A 15,544-nucleotide genomic window follows, 5' to 3' on the forward strand; every position below is an offset into this window, starting at 1 on the left:
TTTGTAATTAGTCGTTATGCCACAGATTTAGTGAAATTAGCTTTAGGAAAAATAGCACCTCAATCCGTTGAAAAAATTTATAGTGATATTATTTATCCAAGTGATCGCCTATTAAAATTCGTAGTTCTTAACCTTGCCGTTAGTTGGTCTTTAATTTTATTAGAGTCCTTCGCTCCGATTGCCTATAATCTGCTTAAGCCAATTTCTAATCTACTTTTAATTGGCAGTATATATTGGATATCCACAAAACTTATTAGCCGATATTTACGCACTTATGGTTTTAAGATAGGGGGAAGATTTAGCCCCGGCAGTGACGATGCAATTCTTGTCTTTGAAACTATCATTAATGTTTTTGCTTTTATTGTCGCCTTGGTGGCCTTTGCTAGAAGTCTCAATTTTGACTTAATTGGTTTAGTTGCAAGTTTGGGATTAGTTGGTTTAGCCGTTGCTTTTGCGGCACAAAAGATTCTTGAACAATTGATTGCAACCTTAGTTCTTTATCTGGATCGTCCCTTCGTTACTGGGGACTACGTCCGTTTATCAGGAGGAGAACTAGGAAAAGTAGAAAGTATTGGTTTACGATCAACTAAAATTCGTTCTCTCGGTACTGGCACAATTATTGTGATGCCCAATTCTATTTTAGTAAGTGTAGAAATTGAAAATGTGACCCTTGCTAAGAAAATTATGGTTTTACTTTATATGAATTTTCCGGCAGTTTTGGAGGAACGAAAATTCGCTCTAGTACGACAAGCAATCATCGAAAAAACCTCGATCTTGTCAGGAATTGATGCAAATAGCACCAATATTTCCTATTCTGATGGCACAGGTAAAAGATTGCGGGTTAGTTTGACAATTCTTGGTTCTCAAGATGATGTAATCGAAGTGCGTAAACGCTTATTGACTCTGGCAAGTGTAGAAATTGCCAACTCCCTTTCTAGGCAAGGCATTGTCTTTACGATGGAAGACCCGACAATCTATTTCCAGTCACCCATTACAATTTAACCAGGGCACTGTCTGTTTAGGGAATTTACTGTGAGGCATCGGAGGACAGCCTACCATCAGCAACAAAACCACTATGCCAAATAACTAGAGAGATTGTAGGCAAAGTTATCTGGTCTAATTATTTGATTGTTGCCAATGGTTTGCTTGGTATCAGTAAACTGATTAATGAGTAGATTAGATGTTTACCATGCACAGCTAAAATTGACTTTCTTATAAAAAATTTTGATAATTCATTTTCATCGATAAAGGTCTTTATGCAGATTTAAGCCCACTAAATATTTTCGCTTTCAGCAAACCAGCAAAAATGGCACTGGTCAGGAACATGACAACGGAATAAATTGCCGCGGGAATGGCCATAATCGGAGCATTTAAAAGGGTTGTGGCAATGGCGATCGCCAAGGTACCGTTCTGGATACCCACTTCAACGGTGATAGACTTTCTTTCCGCAAGGCCAAGTCCCGCCAAAAGGGCAATGCCATAGCCTAGAACCATGGTGAGGAGATTCAAGGTCACAGTTACTCCCCCCACCTGGAGGAAAAAGTCTGCCAAATTTGCCCTTTCCTTGACCAAAATAGCGACGATAATAATGCCAAGAAAAAAGAGGGAAAGCCATTTGACATTTTTCTCCACTACCATGGCCAACTTGGGTAAAAGGTGGTGACAAACCATGCCCAAACTAACGGGAATAATGGTAATTACGGCAATTTGCAGAACAGTTTTGAAAAAAGGAAGTTGGAGGGCAAATTGTTCCCCCATAAAATAATTAGCAGCGAGATTAACTATCAGGGGAATGGTGATGATGGTAATTAAACTACTGATGGCAGTTAGGGTAATGGAAAGAGCCACATTGCCTTTGAGCAAATAGGTAATTACATTGGATGTGGAGCCACCGGGGCAGGCGGCCAAAATCATTACTCCTACTGCTAACTCTGGGGACAAAGAAAATAAAGATGCCAGCCCGAATCCCACCATGGGCAACATTAGCAATTGGGCGATTAAACCAATTACAACTGCTTTGGGTTCTAGCCAAATGCGATTGAAATCTTTAATGGTAAGACCAAGCCCCATGCCAAACATAATTAAAAAAAGGGCTAGGGGTAAAAAAATACTTGTTAAAAAATTGGACTCCATGAAAGTAAAGGGAGAGTGTTAATATGAAGTTAATAATATTGGGTAACTTGCTCGTTAGACTGAAGAAGTAAATCTACTTCTTTTTGTTCCTACAAAATAAAAGTAATGGAAGAATTTAACTAATAAAAAGAAGAGATTCTATGGTCACAACCAATCAAGATCTGGCCGTGCCTATGACGGTAGCTAGGGCTTGGGTTAATTTTTGATTATCCGCCATGGTCCGTACTGCGACCCGAAAAAAATCCTGGCCTAATTCTGGAAAACTAAGGCAATCTCGGATTAAAATTTGGCATTTAATTAATAGTTCTTGTTGAAGTTCCGGCGCTGGAATGTCCGTTTTTACGAGCAAAAAATTGGCTTGGCTTGCCAGGGGCAACAATCCCGGTAAACTAGCTAAATCTTTCTGCAATGCGGTACGGGCAGGGGGTAACCATTGCCATACCTGTTGACGGAATTCTTCCGCTTCCAAACAGGCGATCGCCGCCGCTTCGGCTAAAACATTCACCGGCCAGGGATCTCGCCAAGCCTGCCATTGCGAGAGTATGTCGGGATGGCCCAGGGCATAACCTAAGCGCAATCCAGGTAAACGGTAAAACTTGGTCAGGGAACGGAGAATAATTAAATTGGGATGCTCCTCCAGGTGGGATACTAAACTTTGCTCTTCCCCCGGGGGCAGAAAATCCATAAAGGCTTCGTCCAATAACACCCATTGATAGTGGGGCAGGAGAGCGAGAATTTCTTCCCTGGGCAGCAGAGTACCGGAGGGATTATGGGGATTATTAAGAATTAGACCCCGTTTTTGGGGCTGGGGAGCAATGTTATCGGTAATTTCAGATGGCGATCGCAATTTTTGCCAAGGCCAGGCTTGTTTCACTTCCCAGGGGATAGTTTGTAGCTTGGCCCCGGCCCCTCGCCAACTGCGGCCGTAGTCCCCAAAGGCTGGGCCTACCACATAGGTACAGTCCAAGCTAGCAAAGGTACGCCCCGCTAAAGTTAATAATTCCGCCGAACCATTGCCCGGCAAAATCCAATCCACGGGTAAATGGTGGTAATCGGCGATCGCCCGACGAAGACGAACATATTGGGGGTCAGGATAGTGGTGCAGGGCCGGCAAAGCTGACTCGATGGCGGCCAGGACGGCAGCAGGAGGGCCCAAAGGATTAATACTGGCGGAAAAATCTAATAAAGAAAAAGCTGGACAGCCTGCCATCTCCGCTGCCCAACCCAAATTACCACCGTGGTGGGGTCGCTCAAACAAAGGTCAGTGGCAATTATTTTTTCTCAGGAGCAACTTTATCTTTGAACATTTTGCCTGCAGAGAAAGCCGGCACCTTAGTGGCTGGAATGAGCATTTTATCCCCGGTTTTGGGGTTGCGGCCCTCCCGTTCCTTGCGTTCCCTGGCTTCAAAGGAACCAAAGCCCACTAGGGTCACTTTTTCTCCTTCGGCCACCACCTCCATGATGCAATCAATGGCGGCTGAAATCACCGCATCTACCTCCTTTTTCGTGATGCTTTCCCCCAGTTGTTCTTTCGCTTTGTCCGTGACCGCATGGACTAATTCGCCTTTATTCATCTGAAAAAATCTCCTTGAGAGTGAGTTTGTTGGAATAGACTCATTTTTTAGGCCTTTTCTCCCCATAACAGGGTCATCGGGAGGATCCACAACCCGGATCTAGACAGAAATTTGGCATTAAAAATCCCTGAAATCCCCGCATACCGGCTGTTTCACTGCCTTATTCTATGCACAAAGTGTGGAAGTAGGATCACTTTTCCCCACGAATTTTTGCAGTTTTTGGGGATTTTGTCACAATCCTTTACGAAAACTTAGATTTTACTGCGCTCAGTTTACCCGGAATTAGAAGTTAGCCTAACTCGAAGGATGTGACTCCGTAAATTTTGTCTAGGGCGATGGGGGGAGCTTGCCCGGTGTACATTCGAGCAGTTTCAAAAACTATCTGCAAACCATATTTCTCCGCTAAGGCGATCGCCGCTTGGTTGGGTTCTGGCACATCTAGGTAAATGGTATTTTCCGCTGCAGGAATTGCTTTTAGAGCTAAAAAGAGCGCTTCCGCCACCTCTGGAGTATCAGCAAACAGGGGGCCAATTTTGTCCCCCACCCGGCAGGGGCGTAGAACGCCATAACCCCGCAAAATCCCATCTTCTTGATAGGCGATCGCCTGGTGCCCCGGTTGATGACACCACGTTCTTAGAAATTCTTCCCTGGGAGCAGGAAAACATTGACGGTCATAGGTCAACACGTCTTCCCAGGCAATGGCATTCAAGGGGACTATATGGGGCGATGGGATAGAAGGGGCCCCCGTAAAACCTTGGTAACGAATATTACGGTAAGCCAGATTAAAGCCGGATTTTTGATAATTCCCCTGCTGGGCCAGCACCCCGTCTAAGCCAATATTACAACCCCCTAAATGGGCTAAAGCCCTTTGCCAAATTTGCCAACCGTAGCCCTGACCCCGATACTCCGGTTTGACGATGTAAAAGCCTAAAAAACCAAATTCTTCGTTGTATTTAACCGCCGAAATGGTCGCAATGGGGTCCCCGGCTAGTAAACCAAGCAAAAATCCCTGGCGATCGCCTTGATAAAAACAGTCGGCATCCAGGTGACCGGGATTCCAGCCTTCTGCGGCCGCCCAGTCCACCGCCAAAGCCACCTCGGATGGACCCATGGTTTTGATTAAGTATTTTTGCTCAGACATAACATTTCGTGGCGATGAACTTCAACGTTTGTTGACTTAGTAAAGGCAATTGTAATTAATGCTAAAACCGCCCCAATGCTAGCATTAACCTTAGATTGTCATAGATTTGAGTCAATCAAAAACCCCGAATCTTAACAATCGTTAATCTACTCACCCTGGGAGAAACTGCGGATGGTATCGATCGCCGAACGGACAAAATTAGACCTACCCCCCATTGCTGGCCAAGAGGCGGAAATCTTAGCGGTGGTGAATGAAAATAAACCGGTGTTTTTGCACCAAACGAATTTGCGTCTAGAAGATTTGCAGTCTGCCTGTGCTTGTGCGCTACATATGCACCAACCCACCATTCCCGCTGGACAAGACGGGGCGTTGATTTCCAACCTGCAATACATGTTTGAACATCCTGGGGAAGGAGATAACCATAACGCCGATCCCTTTGCGTGGTGCTACCGTCGGCTAGGAGAAATTATTCCCCGACTCGTGGCGGAAGGTGCCAATCCCCGCATCATGTTGGACTACTCCGGCAACCTGCTCTGGGCGTTTCAGCAAATGGGGCGCCACGATATTTTGGATAACCTTAAGCGGCTGGCCTGTGATGCCCAATATCAGCCCTACGTGGAATGGCTGGGCACCATGTGGAGCCATGCGGTGGCCCCTTCTACCCCCATCCCCGATTTGAAATTACATATATTGGCGTGGCAGAAGCATTTTGCCGATATTTTTGGTGCCGAAGCTCTGCAGCGGGTGAAGGGTTTTTCTCCACCGGAAATGCACTTACCCAACCATCCCGACACCTTATTTGAATACGTTAAGGCCTTGAAAGAATGTGGTTACCGTTGGTTAATGGTGCAGGAACATTCCGTGGAAAACCTGGATGGTAGTGGGCTTTCCGGTGACCAAAAATATATTCCCAATCGCTTGGTGGCCCGTAATTCCAAGGGAGACGAAGTCAGCATTGTGGCCCTCATTAAAACCCAGGGGTCTGACACCAAATTGGTGGCTCAAATGCAGCCCTATTACGAGGCTTTAGGCCGGGGCAAACAACCCGTGGGCAGCCATCAAATTCCTGCCTGTGTGACCCAGATTGCGGACGGAGAAAATGGCGGCGTCATGATGAACGAATTTCCCCCCGCCTACGAACAAGCCACTCGCAAAATGGCAGAAAATGGGGGCAAGGCCGGCACTGTGGCCATTAACGGCACTGAATATTTGGAACTGTTGGCAGCGGCTGGGGTGCAGGAGTCTGAATTCCCCGCCATTCAAGCCATTCAGCAACATAAAATTTGGCAACGGGTTAACCCAGAGGAAGCTACTCCAGAAAAAGTGGAAGCGGCGATCGCCGATCTGAATGCCACCGACCACCAATTCACCATGGATGGAGCCTCCTGGACCAATGATCTCAGTTGGGTGCAGGGCTACGAAAATGTGCTCGAACCAATGAATCAACTCAGTGCCAAATTCCACCAAAAATTTGATCGTTTAGTGGCGGAAGATCCCAGCGTCACCCAACGGGAAGATTACCAAAATGCCCTACTTTACCTATTGTTAGTGGAAACTAGTTGCTTCCGCTATTGGGGCCAAGGCACCTGGACGGATTACGCCCGGGAATTGTACCGTCGGGGGGAAGCTGCCCTAGCGTAACTTTTGCCGATAATGGGGAGTTATCTATCAAGCCGGCTCAAGGTGCATTTCCCATCAGGAAAAACCTAACTGGTTTTAGCTCTCCGTTAAGTTGTTAGCTCTATTGCCTGCCATGGCCGATCGCCAATCGTTGGAAGATGCCCTCCGTCGCATTTGGGGCTATGACCACTTTCGCTATCCCCAGGGGGAAGTCATTGATTGTCTATTGGCCGGGCGGGATTGTCTGGTGGTACTACCCACCGGAGGCGGAAAATCCATTTGTTTTCAACTGCCGGCATTACTGGGGGAAGGGCTAACTTTGGTGGTTTCGCCGTTGGTGGCCCTAATGGAAGACCAGGTGCAAAGTTTACGAAGGCAAAATCTACCCGCCGCCTGTCTCCATAGCCAACTGAGTCGCCCAGAGAAAAAGCAAGTATTGCGCCAGTTGGGCCAACAAACATTAAAACTTCTCTACCTTTCCCCAGAAACATTACTGAGTGAGCCAGTCTGGAATTTGCTCCGCCAACCCCAGATTAAGTTACAGGGTTTAATGCTCGATGAAGCCCATTGTTTAGTGCAGTGGGGAGATAGTTTTCGTCCCGCTTACCGTCGTTTGGGAGCCCTGCGGCAGGGATTAGGCCGAGATAAGGGCCAAATTCCCCTGGCCGCCTTCACCGCCACAGCCGATCGCCAGCAACAAGATTTGATCATAGCGGGATTAAATTTACGATCGCCGGAATGTTTTCAGGTCAGCCCCCATCGTCCCCAACTGCAACTGAAAGTCAAAACGGTGCTGAGTGAATATTGTCGACGGCAACAACTACGGCGTTTTTTGCTCAAGCATTTGCAAGAAACTGGTTTAGTCTATGTCCGCACCCGCACCATGGCCATTAATTTAGCCCAATGGTTACAGGAACGGGGCTTTGACAGCGAAGCTTACCACGGCGGATTGGGGGCTCACCAACGGCGACAGTTGGAGCAAAAATGGTTAACGGGCAAAATCTCTTCGGTGGTTTGTACAAACGCCTTTGGCCTCGGCATCGACAAACCCGATACCCGTTGGGTATTGCACTACCAAGCTCCCCTGATGTTGATGGATTATCTCCAGGAAGTAGGGCGGGCCGGACGGGATTTGCAACCAGCAGAATGTCTGACGTTAATTAGTGAACCCACTGGTTGGTTGGATTCTGGCGATCGCCAATTGCGCCAGTATTTTTTAGCCCAAGCCAGCCAATGCCTACAACGGGCAGAGGCCTTGAGTAAACAAATTCCGTTCCAGGGTAACTTAAGAGAACTAAAGCCCCATTTTCCCGATTTGGAAATAGCTCTGGCGTGGCTCCACCGTCGGGGTCGTTTAGAGTGGTTAGACCCGTTTAATTACCACATTGCCCCTGGTGATAATCAAACTAATCCCCTAGGGGAATTGAAAAGTCAGTACCACCTGATGACCCAATACTTAACCAGTTCCCGTTGTCGCTGGCAAACGATTTTGGCCGCCTTTGGGGATAACTCTTTGGGGGCCAGACAACCCTGTGGCACCTGCGACAATTGTTTGGCTAAACGTCAGTGATTTCTGGTCAAATGAAATTAAATAAATTTTGTGGAATGAGCGTTAATATACGGCACTATGAAGTTTTAAGGGTTTACCGGAATTTTACAGTAACAAATGCTAGCATCAAGTTAATTTTAAATAGAAGGCCAAACTCAATGTTTTTAGGTCAAGAAAAATCCAAATCGACATGCAAATTTGTTAATACAAAAAAACTGTTAAGTCATCTTTCACGAATTTTTCTGCCGATTATTTCTGTTGCTACAATGGGAATCCTGGAGTCCGTCAATGCGGCTCCGTTTAATGGTTGTAATGGCTCCGATTGCGTACAACACAACTTGCAAACCCAAACAGTTTGTGTTCAAGTGGGCACTGAATCAACGCCTAATGCACCAGTAGGCCCTGGATCAGGCTGGGCAAAAGGACTGAATACCGAAATTGATCAAAATATTTTGAAAGGTAATGTGGTTGCCTACAAAATACAGTGGTCTAGCGGATGGTCAGGATGGTTTGTAACTGGGGTTAATGATTTGGATATAAAATTCAATACTGATTCCGGTAATATGAGGCGAATGTGGTCTTACTTTACTGACCATCGACATCTTTATATAGTTTGCAAACAGCCTTAAATTTAGGCGTTTATTTATCTTTTTTTCGTTGCACCATGGTTAATCAGCCCCTTGTAAGCATCGTTATTCCCGCCTATAGGGCTGAAAACACCATTGCTTTTACTGTCCGCAGTGTGTTGGCCCAGACCTATGACCGTTGGCAGGTGGCGATTGGTGTGGATGACCGGGTGGATTACCTGCAACTGTTAGCGGAACAGGGCATCAATGACCCCAGGCTGAAGCAAATTTTTACCGGCGGCATTGGCAGTGGGGAGGCGATCGCCAGAAATACGGCAGTAAGTATTTGTGATGGAGGGATTCTGGCCAACTTGGATGCGGACGATGCCTTTGCTCCCGATCGCCTGGAAAAGTTAGTCCCCCTAGCGGAAAAGTATGGCGTGGCGATCGACAACACTGGGGTTTATAACAGTGAATTGGTGTTGTATAAGCAACCCTTTCCCCAACGGCAAGAAGTAAGCTTTGCCACGGCGGCGGATATTCTTAGTCCCCGCATTCCCTTTTTTCCAGTTTTTCAACGGCAATTTTTAGCAGATGGCTGGACGAAAGTGCCCTTTGCGGCGGATGTACTTTTTAATTTAGAGCTATTGAGTCGCACGGAAAAAGTAGCGATTCATCCCGACCCCCTCTATCGTTACTACAAACGGGACAATTCCATTACCCAATCTGCCAATGCCTTTGAGACGGCGGAAAAGGCCTATCTAACTATTTTGTCCTTGCTAGACGAAGGTGCTTTGACTTTAACCGACACAATTCGTCAGGCGGCCCACCAAGAATTTAGTGAAAATTTAGCTTTGAATAAAGTTTTTCGTCGTTACATGGAAGAAGGTCGTTGCCAAAATCTAGAACAATTTTTAGATATGACCAACAATGGGCAACAAATTGAGTTTGCGGCTCACCCTAACTAAGTCTATTGCTCCATGGCGATCGCCCTATTTTTCTTGTAGTTAATCAGCAGTGAGAAAATTTGCCCCAGTCTATTGCCGCCCAATCTGGTTATACTCTGCCCGTATTTGCCTGTGCCTCGGCGATCGCCGCTGTGGAAACCTTGCTCACTGGTAACTGTCCAGATGTGGTGGCGTTGGAACTGTTGGAACCGGCCATAACAGCGGAAATCACCATTGAACAGGGAGCCTTACTGGGCCAGCACAGAGCTTTGGCCATCAGCCGCAGTGAACCAGGGAATAACTTGGATTTAACGCGCCATACCCCTGTTTGGGCGGAAGTGGAATTTACCCCAGGGGAAGGAAAATTGATTATTCAAGGGGGAGAAGGCATTGGCAAACAGCTTGACAGGGAAGGGCAAGCGGCCATTTACAGCTATGCCCAACGGCTGTTACATCACCATTTGCAACCCCGTATTAATGAAGATCAGAATCTCGCAGTTACCTTAATTTTGCCCCTTGGCCGAACCTTAGCCACCCGCACATCCAATGCAGCTTTTGGGGTGGTGGAAGGTTTATCTTTGTTAGGCACCAGCGGCATTGCCCAACCCCTCAGTGCTCCGGATCAACTGGCGGAGTTTCAGCGGCATTTGACTAGTTTGGCCCAGCAACATCAATGTTTAGTATTTTGCTTGGGGGAAAACGGTTTAGATTTGGCCCGGCAGTGGGGAGTACCCTTAGACCAAATGGTAAAAACAGCCAATTGGTTAGGCTCCCTTTTGGTGTCGGCGGCGGCGGTGGGGGTGCAGGAAATCTTGCTCTTGGGTTACCACGGTAAATTGATCAAACTAGCCGGGGGCATTTTCCACACCCATCACCATTTAGCCGATGGCCGTTTGGAAATTCTCACTGCCCAAGCTGTACAAGCCGGTTTACCCTATCCTTTGGTACAGGAACTTGGCCAAGCACCCACCACCGAGGCAGGGTTAAAGCTGTTACGACAGTGGCAAACGGAGCAAAATTATCCTTGGGTTGGCAAAATCTACCAGGCTATGGCGGGTACCATTGATCGCCGTTCGGAGGAATATGTTTATAAAGTCAGTCAACATCGGTTAAAAGTGGGCAGTCTACTGTTCGATGGCGATCGCCTACCGGTGGCCATTAGTGTCCAGGGCCAAGCTATGGCCGATAAATTGGGGTTGACTATGCCAGAAACTTACCGGCCTGCCTAAACAAAACGCCACAATTTCGGGGAGGCACAGCCTAGGGGATAATAGGACAGTTGCCATTTGGAGGGAGACAGTAAACCATGCGCATTTTAATTATGGGGGGAACCCGTTTCATCGGTATCCATCTCTGCCGGGTGCTGGTGGCCCAAGGTCATGAAGTGGTGCTGTTTAACCGGGGAAATCGCCCTGATCCTGTCAATGGCTTGGCCCAAATCCATGGCGATCGCCGGGTTCCGGAGCAGTTGCGAGAAAAACTGGAAAAGGAAGAATTTGACATAATTTTTGACAACAACGGTCGGGAGTTGAGCGACACCCAGCCCCTGGTGGATTTATACAATGGTCGGGTCAAACAATTTGTTTACATGAGTTCCGCCGGTGTGTATCAAGCCTCTTCCCAAATGCCCCACCGGGAGACCGATGCGGTGGATCCTCAAAGTCGTCATAAGGGAAAATTTGAAACGGAACGTTATCTGGCCCAGAGCGGCATTCCCTGGACCGCTATCCGCCCCACCTATATTTATGGCCCCCACAACTACAATGCCCTCGAATCCTGGTTTTTTGATCGTTTAGTGCGGGGTCGAGCCATTCCCATCCCCGGCAATGGTCAATACATCACCCAACTAGGCCATGTGGAAGATTTGGCGATCGCCATGGCCAAAACCATCGTTACCCCAGCGGCGATCGGACAAATTTATAATATCTCCGGCGATCGATACGTCACCATGGATGGCTTGGCCCAAGCCTGTGCCAGTGCGGTGGGCCTTGACCCCCAGGGAGTTAAATTAGTCCACTATGACCCCAAGGATTTTGACTTTGGTAAACGCAAAGCCTTCCCATTACGCCAACAACACTTTTTTGCTGATATTCAAAAAGCCCAAGACCATTTAGATTGGCATCCCAATTATGATTTAGTAGAAGGCCTAAAAAATAGCTTTCAACTGGATTATCTGCCGTCCGGTAAGGGGGAAGAAAAAGGAGATTTTGACTTAGATGAACAAATCCTAGCTTTTAGTTAACTTACAGCGGTTCGGGTATTTGAGTGACATGGCAAAACTCTTACAGAATGAAAGGGGTTAAGACTGCTTAATGTGTATCAGTCTGGTTCGGAATTTGCTGTAATTTACTAAATACCAATGTTTGCAGCATTTTAATTGGTTGACTGTTACTGAACATCAAGGAGGAAAATAGTGGCTACCACTGCCGATGAAGTTTGGGCCTTACTGGGGAAGTTAATTGAGTCCCAAAAAGAAACCGATCACCGTATGCAAGAGACTGATCGTCAAATCAAAGAACTAGGTAAACAAATTGGGGGATTAGGAAAAAAATTTGGTAGTTTTACCGAAGGTTTAGCTCTGCCTTCCATGGAGCGCATTCTGCAAGAGCGTTTTGGCATGGAGGTCATTAGTCCCAGTGTCAGAGCCAGCAAAGGAGGGCAACACCTAGAAATTGACGTTCTAGCCTATGCCAATAGTGACATTAATACTGCTTACGTGGTGGAAGTAAAAAGCCATCCTAGGGAAGAATCCATTACCCAATTGAAAAATTTGCTCCAGAAGTTTCGTATCTTCTTTCCTGAGCATAAAGATAAAAAATTATATGGCATTCTGGCGGCGGTAGATTGGTCAGATGACTTAAAGCAACAGGCATTACGGGAGGGTTTATATGTGGCCCGCATTCACGACGGGGTGTTTGAATTGGCCGAGACTCCAGCCGATTTTCAGCCCAAGCCTTGGTAATGATTTACCCGATCAAATGGGAATTTTGGGCGTTGTTTAAGTAATTCTAGGTAGCCCGATCATTTTCCACTTTCTCAATCTCAATTTATTTAAACTTACTAATTTTTATGATTGCTCTCCGCATCGGCAACGGCTACGATATCCACCGCCTCGTAGGCGATCGCCCCTTGATTCTGGGGGGAGTTACCATTGCCCACCATTTGGGGCTGGATGGCCACAGCGATGCCGACGTGTTGACCCATGCCTTAATGGATGCCCTCCTAGGAGCGTTGAGTTTGGGGGACATTGGCCACTACTTTCCCCCCAACGATGCCCAGTGGCAGGGGGCCGACAGCCTCAAACTTTTGGCCCATGTTAATCAACTCATCATTGAACGGGGTTGGCGCATTAATAATCTGGATAACGTGATTGTGGCAGAACAACCCAAACTTAAACCCCACATCCAGGCCATGAAGGAGAATCTCGCTAAAGTTTTGGCCATTGATCCAGACTTGATTGGTATTAAAGCCACCACCAATGAGCGTTTGGGTCCCACGGGCAGGGAGGAAGGCATTGCCGCCTACAGCGTGGCCCTATTGGTCAAAGAGGGCTAAACACTGGACCATAGGGCAGGACATTCTTGCCCTATCCATGCCACTGGTAAAGGTTGTTACGGTTTGCCTGTTGCAAAATGTGAGAAGAGCAGTTTAACCTGCCCTGTGAATTTTGACCGCATTTTTGCTTGGCCGCTGACCTGTTTAAAAGTCTTTATGAATCTTGCCCTGCCTAGCCAGTATCAATTTTTGCCCCGTTTTTTTCGCCTAGCCACCATTGCCGTCCTTTCCAATATGATGGTGCCCCTAGCTGGGTTAGTGGACACGGCTTTTTTGGGTCATTTGGAAGACATTGATTATTTAGCGGGGGTGATCCTAGGCTCAATTTTGTTTGATTACCTCTACCGGGTGTTAAAGTTTTTACGCACCAGCACCACTGCCCTCACAGCCCAAGCCGTAGGAGAAGAAGACCAAGCGGAAGTATGGGTGGCGGGATTGAGAAGTGCCTTCGTAGCCCTATTGTTGGGACTGGGGATTTTAGCCCTGCAATATCCCTTGCAAAAATTCGGTTTTGCCCTGTTAACGGGAGCTCCAGGGGTAGAACAATCGGGCATGGATTATTTTTACGGCCGCATTTGGGGGGCTCCGGCGGTGTTACTTAATTTTGTTATCCTCGGTTGGCTATTGGGTCAGGAACGCAACGGCTTAGTTTTGCTCATTTCCCTGGTCGCCAATTTTTCCAACGTTGGCTTGGACTATCTCATGATCAACCGTTGGGGCTGGGCCAGTGCGGGAGCGGGTTGGGCCACTGCTAGTAGTCAGTATTTAGCTCTGGCATTAGGTTTGATCTGCATTGTCGCCTTAGCCAAGAAGGGGAAAGCTAAGGGAGAGTTTAAAGCGGCGATCGCCAAATTATCGGACTGGGGAGCATTGCGGTCTACCATCGCCCTGAAAGGAAATATTTTGATCCGCTTTGTGGTCTTGATCACCACCTATTCTTTGTTTACCAATATCAGCTCCAGCTTTGGCACGGAAGTTTTGGCCCAAAATGGTCTGCTGTTGCAAATTGCCCTGCTCAGCCAATTCACCATCCAGGGGGTGGGTATGACCAGTCAAACCCTCACTGGTAATTTCAAGAGTAAAGGAGACTATCAATTGCTCTTGCCGGTTTTACTTACCGCCATCGTCACCACCCTATTAATGGCGCTGGGCTTTGCTGCCGTGGCGATCGCCTTCCCTGAAACCCTATTTGGACTGTTAACCAACCACGAAGAAATCAACGACAGCGTCCGTCAATACACCATCTGGCTGATTCCCCTGTTGGAGAGCACCGCCCTCGCCTTTATGCTGGAAGGCTATTTCATCGGGCTTAAAGCTTCCCAACCCCTGAGGAACGGAGTACTGTTTGCCTTCTTCCTGATCTATCTGCCCTGCCTTGGACTAGCCATTTGGCAACAGAGCAACAACCTACTCTGGTTTTCCCTTGTCTCCTACATGCTGGGGCTAGTGATTTATCTGGGCTGGCAATTGATTACCCGATTTTCGCCGCAAATTTTAGCCTTGGAAGCCAAACAGCCTAGCTAGGTTTGTCGGAGGACTGGGAACCATGGTGACCGTGGAAGCGAATACCAAGGAAAACGTCATAGAGGAAGCTCCAGAAATTTTTCCCTTCCAGTAACCCCAGGGACTGGGCACAGCCCTTCTCATCCAAAATTGGCTTGGTGATGTGATAGGTATTTTGGTAGTGGTACCAAGGAATAGAAGGCCACAAGTGGTGGATGAGGTGGTAATTTTGCCCGAAAATAAGCCAATTCAAAATGGGACTAGGATAAACCCGGGCATTCTTCCAGCGGTTCCGTTCCTGAAAAGGGCGGTGGGGTAAGTAATCAAAAAATAGCCCCAGGGCAATGCCGACGATCAAAGCCGGCACAAACCAATAATTCATTACAAAGCCGATAAAACCGTAATGAATGCCGAGAAAAACAATGGTGAACAATACCAGCCGACTTAAAAACCACTCCAGCAACTCATACTTACGCCACAACTGTCGCTTAAAGAAAAAGATCTCATGGTAGAAGAACCGGGCCGCAATCAGAAACAGGGGGCCGCCGGTGGAAACAAAATGGTCTGGGTCGTTCTCTGGATCATTGACGTTGGCATGGTGTTGGAGATGGACCCGGGTAAAGACGGGAAAAGCAAAGCCCAACATTAGGGCACTACCGTGGCCGAGCACCGCATTAACAATGGTGTTACGGTGGGCTGCATTGTGGGATGCATCGTGGATTACTGTGCCCGACAGGTGTAACGCCAGCACTGAACAACAAAAGCAAAGCCAGTGGGGCAGTCCCCATTGCCAGTAGCCAAAAATGTTAGCAAGCATTAAGAGGATGGCTATCCCAAACATGGCTACGTTGGGATTGAAGCCGCCGTCCGCCTGTAAAAATTTCTTTGGGACAGCTTGGGAAACGGTTTGCAGCGGTTGGGTCGCCTGCATTACTATGACGGACTCCTGGCACACG

15 protein-coding genes are annotated in these 15,544 nt (G+C 47.5%); 10 read left to right on the forward strand and 5 right to left on the reverse strand.

The genetic code is table 11. The annotated features are described in order from the left end of the window. A partial coding sequence (locus IQ219_RS00005; protein WP_194071295.1) for a mechanosensitive ion channel family protein occupies window positions 1-1,002 on the forward strand: 1,002 nt, incomplete at its 5' end. 252 nt (window positions 1,003-1,254) lie between these two features. Here the strand turns inward: IQ219_RS00005 and IQ219_RS00010 are convergent. From IQ219_RS00010 to IQ219_RS00025, 4 genes are all read right to left on the reverse strand, one after another. After that, window positions 1,255-2,133, reverse strand: coding sequence for a bile acid:sodium symporter family protein (locus IQ219_RS00010; RefSeq protein ID WP_194071296.1), 879 nt, complete (start codon window positions 2,131-2,133; stop codon window positions 1,255-1,257). A gap of 154 nt (window positions 2,134-2,287) precedes the next feature. Further along, complete coding sequence (gene cobD, locus IQ219_RS00015) at window positions 2,288-3,391, reverse strand: threonine-phosphate decarboxylase CobD (protein WP_194071297.1); 1,104 nt, start codon at window positions 3,389-3,391, stop codon at window positions 2,288-2,290. Between the two features lie 13 nt (window positions 3,392-3,404). After that, complete coding sequence (locus IQ219_RS00020) at window positions 3,405-3,707, reverse strand: HU family DNA-binding protein (RefSeq protein ID WP_014407089.1); 303 nt, start codon at window positions 3,705-3,707, stop codon at window positions 3,405-3,407. 289 nt (window positions 3,708-3,996) lie between these two features. After that, entirely contained in the window at window positions 3,997-4,818 is an 822-nt protein-coding gene (locus tag IQ219_RS00025; RefSeq protein WP_228016588.1) for a GNAT family N-acetyltransferase, read from the reverse strand. Between the two features lie 201 nt (window positions 4,819-5,019). On the opposite strand from IQ219_RS00025, the gene IQ219_RS00030 reads away from it, so the two are divergent. The 9 genes from IQ219_RS00030 to gntT all read left to right on the forward strand — a co-directional run bounded on the left by IQ219_RS00030 (window position 5,020) and on the right by gntT (window position 14,609). Continuing rightward, window positions 5,020-6,489 carry a glycosyl hydrolase family 57 gene (locus tag IQ219_RS00030; protein ID WP_194071299.1) on the forward strand — a complete coding sequence of 490 codons (1,470 nt, stop codon included), beginning with the start codon at window positions 5,020-5,022 and terminating at the stop codon, window positions 6,487-6,489. A gap of 112 nt (window positions 6,490-6,601) precedes the next feature. Next, window positions 6,602-8,038, forward strand: a complete 1,437-nt coding sequence (locus IQ219_RS00035) for an ATP-dependent DNA helicase RecQ (RefSeq protein WP_194071300.1) — start codon at window positions 6,602-6,604, stop codon at window positions 8,036-8,038. Next, complete coding sequence (locus tag IQ219_RS00040; RefSeq protein ID WP_194071301.1) at window positions 8,035-8,646, forward strand: hypothetical protein; 612 nt, start codon at window positions 8,035-8,037, stop codon at window positions 8,644-8,646. The genes IQ219_RS00035 and IQ219_RS00040 overlap by 4 nt, the downstream gene beginning before the upstream one ends. A gap of 35 nt (window positions 8,647-8,681) precedes the next feature. Further along, on the forward strand, window positions 8,682-9,551 hold the full coding sequence (locus tag IQ219_RS00045) for a glycosyltransferase family 2 protein (protein WP_194071302.1): 870 nt from the start codon (window positions 8,682-8,684) through the stop codon (window positions 9,549-9,551). Between the two features lie 59 nt (window positions 9,552-9,610). Then, window positions 9,611-10,759 carry a cobalt-precorrin-5B (C(1))-methyltransferase CbiD gene (cbiD, locus tag IQ219_RS00050; protein WP_194071303.1) on the forward strand — a complete coding sequence of 383 codons (1,149 nt, stop codon included), beginning with the start codon at window positions 9,611-9,613 and terminating at the stop codon, window positions 10,757-10,759. A gap of 77 nt (window positions 10,760-10,836) precedes the next feature. Next, window positions 10,837-11,772, forward strand: a complete 936-nt coding sequence (locus IQ219_RS00055; RefSeq protein ID WP_194071304.1) for an NAD-dependent epimerase/dehydratase family protein — start codon at window positions 10,837-10,839, stop codon at window positions 11,770-11,772. A 171-nt stretch (window positions 11,773-11,943) separates the two neighbouring features. After that, window positions 11,944-12,492: a DUF3782 domain-containing protein gene (locus tag IQ219_RS00060; protein ID WP_194071305.1), complete on the forward strand. Its 549-nt coding sequence runs from the start codon at window positions 11,944-11,946 to the stop codon at window positions 12,490-12,492. 107 nt (window positions 12,493-12,599) lie between these two features. After that, window positions 12,600-13,085, forward strand: a complete 486-nt coding sequence (gene ispF / locus IQ219_RS00065; protein ID WP_194071306.1) for a 2-C-methyl-D-erythritol 2,4-cyclodiphosphate synthase — start codon at window positions 12,600-12,602, stop codon at window positions 13,083-13,085. A gap of 156 nt (window positions 13,086-13,241) precedes the next feature. Then, entirely contained in the window at window positions 13,242-14,609 is a 1,368-nt protein-coding gene (gene gntT, locus IQ219_RS00070) for a guanitoxin biosynthesis MATE family efflux transporter GntT (RefSeq protein ID WP_228016589.1), read from the forward strand. Here the strand turns inward: gntT and crtR are convergent. Further along, window positions 14,602-15,543 carry a beta-carotene hydroxylase gene (crtR, locus tag IQ219_RS00075; protein ID WP_347338270.1) on the reverse strand — a complete coding sequence of 314 codons (942 nt, stop codon included), beginning with the start codon at window positions 15,541-15,543 and terminating at the stop codon, window positions 14,602-14,604. The genes gntT and crtR overlap by 8 nt on opposite strands. Between the last annotated feature and the right edge of the window lies 1 nt (window position 15,544).

Origin of the sequence: Synechocystis sp. LEGE 06083, assembly GCF_015207725.1 — a bacterium.
GTDB lineage: Bacteria > Cyanobacteriota > Cyanobacteriia > Cyanobacteriales > Microcystaceae > Synechocystis > Synechocystis salina.

Coding starts and splice junctions, on each gene's coding strand:
- IQ219_RS00010 (WP_194071296.1), bottom strand. CDS start 2,133: ATGGAGTCCAATTTTTTAACAAGTATTTTTTTACCCCTAGCCCTTTTT.
- IQ219_RS00020 (WP_014407089.1), bottom strand. CDS start 3,707: ATGAATAAAGGCGAATTAGTCCATGCGGTCACGGACAAAGCGAAAGAA.
- IQ219_RS00025 (WP_228016588.1), bottom strand. CDS start 4,818: ATGGGTCCATCCGAGGTGGCTTTGGCGGTGGACTGGGCGGCCGCAGAA.
- IQ219_RS00030 (WP_194071299.1), top strand. CDS start 5,020: ATGGTATCGATCGCCGAACGGACAAAATTAGACCTACCCCCCATTGCT.
- IQ219_RS00035 (WP_194071300.1), top strand. CDS start 6,602: ATGGCCGATCGCCAATCGTTGGAAGATGCCCTCCGTCGCATTTGGGGC.
- IQ219_RS00045 (WP_194071302.1), top strand. CDS start 8,682: ATGGTTAATCAGCCCCTTGTAAGCATCGTTATTCCCGCCTATAGGGCT.
- IQ219_RS00055 (WP_194071304.1), top strand. CDS start 10,837: ATGCGCATTTTAATTATGGGGGGAACCCGTTTCATCGGTATCCATCTC.
- ispF (WP_194071306.1), top strand. CDS start 12,600: ATGATTGCTCTCCGCATCGGCAACGGCTACGATATCCACCGCCTCGTA.
- gntT (WP_228016589.1), top strand. CDS start 13,242: ATGAATCTTGCCCTGCCTAGCCAGTATCAATTTTTGCCCCGTTTTTTT.